The organism is Microvirga sp. Mcv34 (genome assembly GCF_024519725.1).
Taxonomy (GTDB): Bacteria; Pseudomonadota; Alphaproteobacteria; order Rhizobiales; family Beijerinckiaceae; genus Microvirga.
Genome location: NZ_JALJRK010000139.1, coordinates 1 through 7,671 on the forward strand (window position 1 = coordinate 1; position 7,671 = coordinate 7,671).

Below are 7,671 nucleotides of genomic sequence, written 5' to 3' on the forward strand. Positions count from 1 at the left end.
GATCTTCTCGCCCAAGAGCTACATCGTGTGGTCGGGCGTGCAGGATGCGCTGGTGCAGTGGTGGTACGGCCATAACGCGGTCGGCTTCTTCCTCACCGCGGGCTTTCTCGCCATCATGTACTACTTCATCCCGAAGCGGGCGGAGCGGCCGGTCTATTCCTACCGCCTCTCGATCATCCACTTCTGGTCGCTGATCTTCATGTATATCTGGGCGGGTCCCCACCACCTGCACTACACCGCCCTTCCCGATTGGGCGCAGACGCTGGGCATGGTGTTCTCCGTCATGCTGTGGATGCCCTCATGGGGCGGCATGATCAACGGCCTCATGACCCTTTCGGGAGCCTGGGACAAGCTGCGCACCGATCCGGTCCTGCGCCTGATGGTCGTGTCCGTCGCCTTCTACGGCATGGCAACCTTCGAAGGGCCGCTGATGTCCGTGAAGGCCGTCAATTCCCTGTCGCATTACACCGACTGGACCATCGGCCACGTCCATGCCGGCGCCCTCGGCTGGGTCGCCTACATCTCCTTCGGAGCCATTTACTGCCTCGTGCCGTGGCTGTGGAACAAGAAATCGCTCTATTCCATGAAGGCCGTGTCCTGGCACTTCTGGATCTCCACCCTCGGCATCGTCCTGTACATCTCGTCGATGTGGGTCGCGGGCATCCTCCAGGGTCTCATGTGGCGCGCCTATACCAGCCTCGGCTTCCTCGAATACTCCTTCATCGAGACCGTCGAGGCGATGAATCCCTTCTACGTCATCCGTGCGCTCGGCGGCGCATTCTTCGTGGCCGGCAGCCTGATCATGGCCTGGAACGTCTGGAAGACGATCACGGTCGGTGAGGCGGTCGAGGAAGCTCCTCAGGCCATGCAGCCCGCGCTCATCGCCGCGGAATAAAGGAAACGATCATGTCATTCTGGTCCCGTCACAAGATCTTCGAGACCAACTCGATCATCCTCATCATCGGCGTGCTGATCGTCATATCCATCGGCGGCCTGGTGGAGATCGTGCCGCTCTTCTACCTGAAGAGCACCATCGAGAAGGTGGAGGGCGTCAGGCCCTACACCCCGCTCGAACTCGCCGGCCGCAACATCTACGTGCGCGAGGGTTGCTACAATTGCCATAGCCAGATGATCCGTCCCCTGCGGGACGAGGTCGAACGCTACGGCCATTACTCGCTGGCAGCCGAGAGCATGTACGATCGGCCGTTCCAGTGGGGCTCCAAGCGCACGGGCCCCGACCTCGCCCGCGTCGGCAACAAGTATTCCGACGACTGGCACCGGGACCACCTGAAGGATCCCCGCGCGGTCGTGCCGGGTTCGATCATGCCGGGGTATCCCTGGCTCGCGACGACCGAGCTCGACACGTCCACCATCGCGCAGGACCTGCAGGTGCAGGCCACCCTCGGCGTTCCCTATACGGACGAGATGGTCAAGCATGCCGAGAGCGACATTCGCATCCAGGCGGCGGCCGACGATCCGAATGCCGTCGACCTCGCCAAGCGCTATCCGAATGCCCAGTCGCGGTCCTTCGACGGCAACCCGCAGAGGGTCACGGAGGCTGACGCCCTGATCGCCTATCTGCAGCTGCTGGGCACGCAGGTCGACTTCAAGCTCTACGACAACAAAGCAAACGTGCGCTGAGGATCGAGAACCATGCCAGCCGCCTATAAATTCTTCGCCGAATTCGCCCAGACCTGGGGGCTTCTCTACTTCGTCGTCGTCTTCCTGGCGATGCTGATCTACGCCCTCGCCCCCTCGCGGAAGGACCGCTTCGACGCGGCCGCCCGCATGCCTCTCCAGGAGGATTGATCCCATGGCCCATGACAAGCACGAACAGGTCGACGCCATCTCGGGCGTCACCACCACCGGGCACAGCTGGGACGACATCCAGGAACTCAACAACCCGCTTCCGCGCTGGTGGCTGTGGACCTTCTATGCCAGCATCGCCTGGGCGATCGCCTATTGCATCGCCTATCCCGCTTGGCCCATGGTCTCGTCCTATACCAAGGGCGTCCTCGGCTGGCAGTCGCGGGACGCGGTGGTGGCCGACCTGGAGGCTCTCAAGCAGCAGCGCTCCGGCATGACGGCGAAACTCGCCGAGAGCTCTCTGGAAGAGATCCGGCAGAACCCGGAGATGTTCACCTTCGCACGCGCTCAGGGCAAGGCCGCCTTCGGCGACAACTGCGCCCCGTGCCACGGCGCGGGCGGCGCGGGCGCCAAGGGATATCCGAACCTGAACGACGATGACTGGCTCTGGGGCGGCTCCCTCGCCCAGATCGAGCAGACCATCCGCTATGGGGCCCGCTCCACCAGCGACCAGGGCCACTCCGGCTCCATGCCGGCTTTCGGCCGCGACGGGATGCTCAAGCGGGAGGAGATCCTGCAGGCGGCGGATTACGTCCGCTCCCTTTCGGGTCTACCCACCGACAAGGGCGCCGATCTGGCGGCCGGCGCCAAGGTCTTCGCGGACAATTGCGCCGCCTGCCATGGCGAAAAGGGCCTCGGCAACCAGGAGCTCGGGGCTCCCAACCTGACGGACCAGATCTGGCTCTTCGGCTCCGACAAGGCGATTATCGTGGAAGGCCTGATGAATGGACGCGGCGGCGTCATGCCGACGTGGCACGGACGCCTCGACGACACGACCATCAAGTCGCTGACCCTCTACGTCCACTCTCTGGGCGGCGACCAGCGGCCCTGAGGACATCAAAAACCATGTGATGGCAAGGCCGGGGGAAAACCTCCGGCCTTTGCTTGATATGGATCAAGGCGGCTTGGACGGTCGCATCGTATCCCATCGTCATACCTGATTGAGACGAACCGACGGATTCGATGGCCGACGCCCCTCTCCCCCATTCTCTCGGAGCATCCTCTTCGGCCTCGGCCGACGACGCGCCGCTCTATGCCCCCCGCAAGCAGATCTATCCGCAGGCCGTGAAGGGCCGCTACCGCACGATCAAGTGGATCGTGCTCGCCGTCACGCTCGGTACCTATTACTTTCTACCGTTCATCCGCTGGGATCGGGGCCCCAATGCGCCGGATCAGGCCATCCTGGTCGATCTCGCCAACAGCCGCTTCTACTTCTTCTTCATCGAGATCTGGCCGCAGGAAGTCTATTACATCACGGGCCTGCTCGTTCTGGCGGCCCTGACGCTTTTTCTCATGAACGCGGTCGCCGGCCGCATCTGGTGCGGCTATCTCTGCCCGCAGACGGTCTGGACCGATCTGTTCTACGCGGTCGAACGCTTCATCGAGGGCGACCGGCGCGAGCGGATGCGTCATGACAAGGAGAAGCTCAGCCTCCAGCTTCTCGGTCGGAAGTCCCTGAAGCACTTCGTCTGGCTCATGATCGCCTGGTGGACCGGCGGCGCCTGGGTGCTCTACTTCGCCGATGCGCCGACGCTGGTCTATCAGCTGGCGACTTTCCAGGCGCCGTTCGTCGCCTATCTCTGGATCGGTATTCTCACCTTCACGACCTACACGCTCGCCGGCTTCATGCGCGAACAGGTCTGCACCTATATGTGCCCTTGGCCGCGGATCCAGGCCGCGCTGACGGACGAGTACGCGCTCAACGTCACCTATCGCTATGATCGCGGCGAGCCACGCGGCTCGATGAAGAAGAACGAGGCTCTGAAGCTGCAGGGCCTGCCTGCGGGAGACTGCATCGATTGCGACCAATGCGTCGCCGTGTGCCCGACGGGCGTCGACATTCGCAAGGGCCTGCAGCTCGATTGCATCCAGTGCGGCCTGTGCATGGATGCGTGCGACAATGTCATGGACAAGATCGGTCGTCCCCAGGGACTGATCGCCTACGACACCGACATGAACGTGCAGGCCCGGATCGAGGGCCGGCCGGAGGTGCGCCGCATTGTTCGTCCGCGAACCCTCTTCTACGCCGGGCTGATCGTTCTCGTCGGTTCCGTGATGATCGCCTCGCTGGCCATGCGCCAGAGCCTCTACCTGAGCGTCATGCATGACCGGAACCCGCTCTTCGTACGCCTCTCGGACGGCTCGATCCGCAACGGGTTCACCATCCGCGTCGCCAACAAGAATCTGGACGAACGCCGTTACGCGCTCTCCGTGGAAGGGCTGCGTGGGGCCAGGATCGATGTTGTCGGCGGAGAAGTCGATCCGCAGGGTCGCTCCATCGTGGCCGTCGGGCCGGACCAAACCCTGGAGGCCCGCGTGCTGGTGACGGAAACCGCTGCCTCGACCGAAGACTCGACAGTCCTCCGGTTCGTCCTGACCGATCTCGCCACCGGCAACACCGTCAGCACGAGCGACCACTTCAAGGCTCCTTAAGGATCGAACCATGGCCACGAACGCAAGTATGGGACGCTCGCCCCGCCCGATCACCGGACGCACGGTCCTCCTCTATTTCGTGACGTTCTTCGGCGTGATCTTCGCCGTGAACTTCTACATGGTGCGCGTCGCCATATCGAGCTTCAGCGGGGTCGAGACGGAGAGCGTCTACAAGGCGGGGCTTTCGTTCAAGAACGATGTCGAGGCAGCCCACGCTCAGGATGCGCTTCATTGGAAGATCGAGGCGGCCCTGCAGCACGGCGAGGCTCCGGCGATCGTCGTCACCGCCCGCGATGCCCAGGGGCAGGCTCTCACGGGTATCCTGCCCGAGATCCGCCTCGCCCATCCGACCGATAAGCGTCGCGATGTGCCTCTGGAGTTCGTCGAGCTCTCGCCCGGCCGCTTCAGGAGCGTCACACCCGTGCCGGAAGGCCAGTGGGATCTTGTCATCGGCCTGAGGCGCGACGAGGAAACCCTCTTCCGCTCCAAGAGCCGCATCGTGCTCTGAGGATCCGCTCGGTATGTCAGAAAGCCTCGATCTTTCCATCTATGTCACGCGGCAGGGCGGCGGAACGGCTCATCTTGATCTCGCCGTCGAGGGCATCGATTGCGCCGCCTGCATCGAGGACATCGAAGGCGGATTGTGCGGCCTGCCCGGGATCGTTGACGCAAGGCTGAACTACACGAACCACCGTCTCGCCGTCGAATGGCGCGACGGGGCGCTTTCGCCCACGCAGGTCGTGGAAGAGCTGGGGCGGCTCGGCTATCGAGCCCATCCCTTTCGCGCCAAGCTGGTGGAGGAAGAGGAAACGCGCCGCGCTCAATGGCTTCTGAAATGCCTTGCGGTGGCAGGATTCGCCTCCATGAACATCATGCTGCTGGCGGTCGCGGTCTGGTCCGGTAACGTCACTGACATCACGCCCGAGACTCGCGACTTCTTCCATTGGCTCGCCGCCCTCATTGCCCTCCCGGCGGTCGCTTATGCGGGCCAGCCCTTCTTTCAGAGCGCCATGAACGCGCTGCGCAACCGCCGCACCAACATGGACGTGCCGATCGTCATCGGCATCCTGCTGGCGCTGAGCGTGTCGGTGTTCGAGACGATCAATTCCGCAGAGCACACCTATTTCGACTCGGTGGTGATGTTGCTGTTCTTCCTGCTCTGCGGCCGCTACCTCGATCAGGCCATGCGCCGGAAGACCCGGGCCGTCGCGAGTAATCTCGCCTCGTTCCGAGCCGAGGTCGCTCACAGGATCGAGGACGATGGCGAGGTCGTCCTTGTGCCGACCGCCGCCGTGAAGGCCGGCGACCGGGTCCTCGTCCGCCCGGGCGAGCGCATTGCGGTCGACGGCGTGGTGCTGTCTGGGTCGTCGGAGGTGGATGAGAGCCTCGTCACCGGCGAGACCACCCATCGCCCCGTCAGGGCCGAGTCGCAGGTCTATGCCGGAAGCATGAACGACAACGGCACCCTGACGCTCCGGGTCACCGCGGCCGGCAAGGGAACCCTGCTCGACGAGGTCGAGCGTCTCCTGGAGAACGCAGCCGCGGCGAAATCCCGCTATGTGCAACTGGCCGACCGGGTGGCGAAAATCTACGCGCCGGTCGTGCACACGGCCGCCGCCGTCACGGCCATTGCCTGGATCGCGACCGGAGCCTCCGTTCACGATGCGCTGCTCACCGCCATCGCGGTGCTCATCATCACATGTCCCTGCGCGCTGGCGCTCGCCGTGCCGGTCGTACAGGTGGTCGCGTCAGGCGCCCTGTTCCGGGCCGGCGTGTTCCTCAATGCGGGCGATGCTTTCGAGCGGCTGGCCAAGGTCGACACGATCGTGTTCGACAAGACCGGGACCCTCACTCTTCCAACCATGAGCGTCACCAATGCGGGCGAGGTGGAGACCAGCCTGCTGGCGGCCGCAAGCCGGCTGGCTCTGTCGAGCCATCATCCCCTCGCCACGGCCGTTGCGCAGCTGGCGCAGGATCGCCGGCCTTATGACGACGTGACCGAGGAGCCCGGTCGAGGCGTCCGTGCCGTCGTGGACGGAATGGAGATGCGCCTCGGCAGCCCGGCGTTCTGCGACGCGGAGGCGATCGCCGAGAAGGCCGCCGCGACCGACCCGCTGGCCTCCGTCATTGCATTTTCCTGGGGCGAGCGGCGGAGCGTCCTTCTGGTTCGGCAGGCCCTGCGCCCCGATGCGGTCGCCATCGTTCGGAACCTGCGTGAGCGCGGCTTCGATTGTCGTATTCTCTCTGGCGACCGGCCCGAAGCCGTGGCTCCGATCGCGGCCACGCTCGGCATCGCGACATGGCGCGGCGGCTGCAAGCCTTCTGACAAGATCGACGCGCTCGATGCTCTCAAGGCCGAAGGCCGCAAGGTGTTGATGGTCGGCGACGGGCTGAACGATGCGCCTGCGCTCGCGGCCGCACATGTGTCACTGTCGCCCATCAGCGCTGCCGACCTCACCCAGGCTCATGCCGATGCCGTCTTCCTGGGCGACCGGTTGCAGCCCGTTCAGGATACGATCGACATCGCGCGCCGGGCGCACCGCCTCATGCGGCAGAACCTGGGGATCGCGCTCGTCTACAACCTGATCGCGGTTCCCCTCGCCTTTCTGGGATTCGTCACGCCTCTCGTCGCGGCGCTCGCGATGTCCGGCTCCTCGACTCTCGTGACCCTCAACGCCCTCCGGGCCCGTGGGCGCGCATCGGAGCCACGTCCCGAAGCGGCGCCGTCCCCCATCGTGCCCGTCACGCAAGGAGCCTGACCGATGGATGTGCTGATCTATCTCGTTCCCATGGCTCTCCTGCTCGGCCTTTCCGGTCTCGCGGCCTTCCTATGGTCGCTGAAGAACGGCCAATACGACGATGTGCAGGGGGCGGCCGTCCGCGTCCTGTCCGACGACGATCTGCGGAAATGACGTCCTCGACGGCGATACCCAGGGCGGGTCAGCTCGAATGCATCTGCGAGCCGGGTGCGCTCGACGACACGCTCGCCAATGATCGCGGCATGGTGCCGCTGGCGGCCGGCTTCGCGCTTTCGGTGCTCGCCCAAGTCCTGACCCTCAGCATTCTTCCGCTCGCCGGGTTGGCCCTCGCACCGAGCCGAGGCCTCGCCACTCTTCCCTACACGGCTTTCTACATCGGCGCGGCCCTTGCGAGCCTGCCCGCCTCGCTCCTCCTCGACTCGTTCGGCCGACGGGCGGCGTTCTCCCTCGGTGCCAGCCTCGGCGCAGCCGGTGGCCTCGTGCTCGTCTGGGCGCTCGTGTCGATGCACTTCAACGCCCTTCTGCTCGGCGCATTCTGGCTTGGGATCGCAGGCGGTTTCAGCCTGTTCTACCGCCACGCCGCCGTGCCGGTCGGCGGGGAGGGAGCGGGGGC

Annotated in this window: 8 protein-coding genes and 1 pseudogene; all 9 read left to right on the forward strand. The window is 64.8% G+C overall.

Going from position 1 to position 7,671, the window contains the following annotated elements:
• Positions 1-895, forward strand: an 895-nt coding sequence (locus tag OC446_RS28520) for a cbb3-type cytochrome c oxidase subunit I (RefSeq protein WP_262032316.1), incomplete at its 5' end; no start/stop codon positions are given.
• Between the two features lie 11 nt (positions 896-906).
• Positions 907-1,641, forward strand: coding sequence for a cytochrome-c oxidase, cbb3-type subunit II (gene ccoO / locus OC446_RS28525; protein ID WP_262032317.1), 735 nt, complete (start codon positions 907-909; stop codon positions 1,639-1,641).
• Between the two features lie 12 nt (positions 1,642-1,653).
• Positions 1,654-1,809, forward strand: a complete 156-nt coding sequence (locus tag OC446_RS28530; protein ID WP_114947708.1) for a cbb3-type cytochrome c oxidase subunit 3 — start codon at positions 1,654-1,656, stop codon at positions 1,807-1,809.
• Positions 1,810-1,813: 4 nt separating this feature from the next.
• A complete protein-coding gene (gene ccoP / locus OC446_RS28535; RefSeq protein WP_262032318.1) occupies positions 1,814-2,698 on the forward strand; it encodes a cytochrome-c oxidase, cbb3-type subunit III in 885 nt (294 codons plus the stop codon).
• Positions 2,699-2,829: 131 nt separating this feature from the next.
• On the forward strand, positions 2,830-4,299 hold the full coding sequence (gene ccoG / locus OC446_RS28540; protein ID WP_262032319.1) for a cytochrome c oxidase accessory protein CcoG: 1,470 nt from the start codon (positions 2,830-2,832) through the stop codon (positions 4,297-4,299).
• Positions 4,300-4,309: 10 nt separating this feature from the next.
• Positions 4,310-4,807, forward strand: coding sequence for a FixH family protein (locus OC446_RS28545; protein WP_262032320.1), 498 nt, complete (start codon positions 4,310-4,312; stop codon positions 4,805-4,807).
• Between the two features lie 13 nt (positions 4,808-4,820).
• The gene (locus OC446_RS28550) at positions 4,821-7,058 is read left to right on the forward strand and encodes a heavy metal translocating P-type ATPase (protein WP_262032321.1); all 2,238 of its coding nucleotides are present in this window, start codon (positions 4,821-4,823) and stop codon (positions 7,056-7,058) included.
• Positions 7,059-7,061: 3 nt separating this feature from the next.
• On the forward strand, positions 7,062-7,211 hold the full coding sequence (ccoS, locus tag OC446_RS28555; RefSeq protein WP_262032322.1) for a cbb3-type cytochrome oxidase assembly protein CcoS: 150 nt from the start codon (positions 7,062-7,064) through the stop codon (positions 7,209-7,211).
• Positions 7,208-7,671, forward strand: a pseudogene (locus OC446_RS28560) (hypothetical protein); the annotation flags it as partial. The gene ccoS and the pseudogene OC446_RS28560, both read left to right, overlap by 4 nt.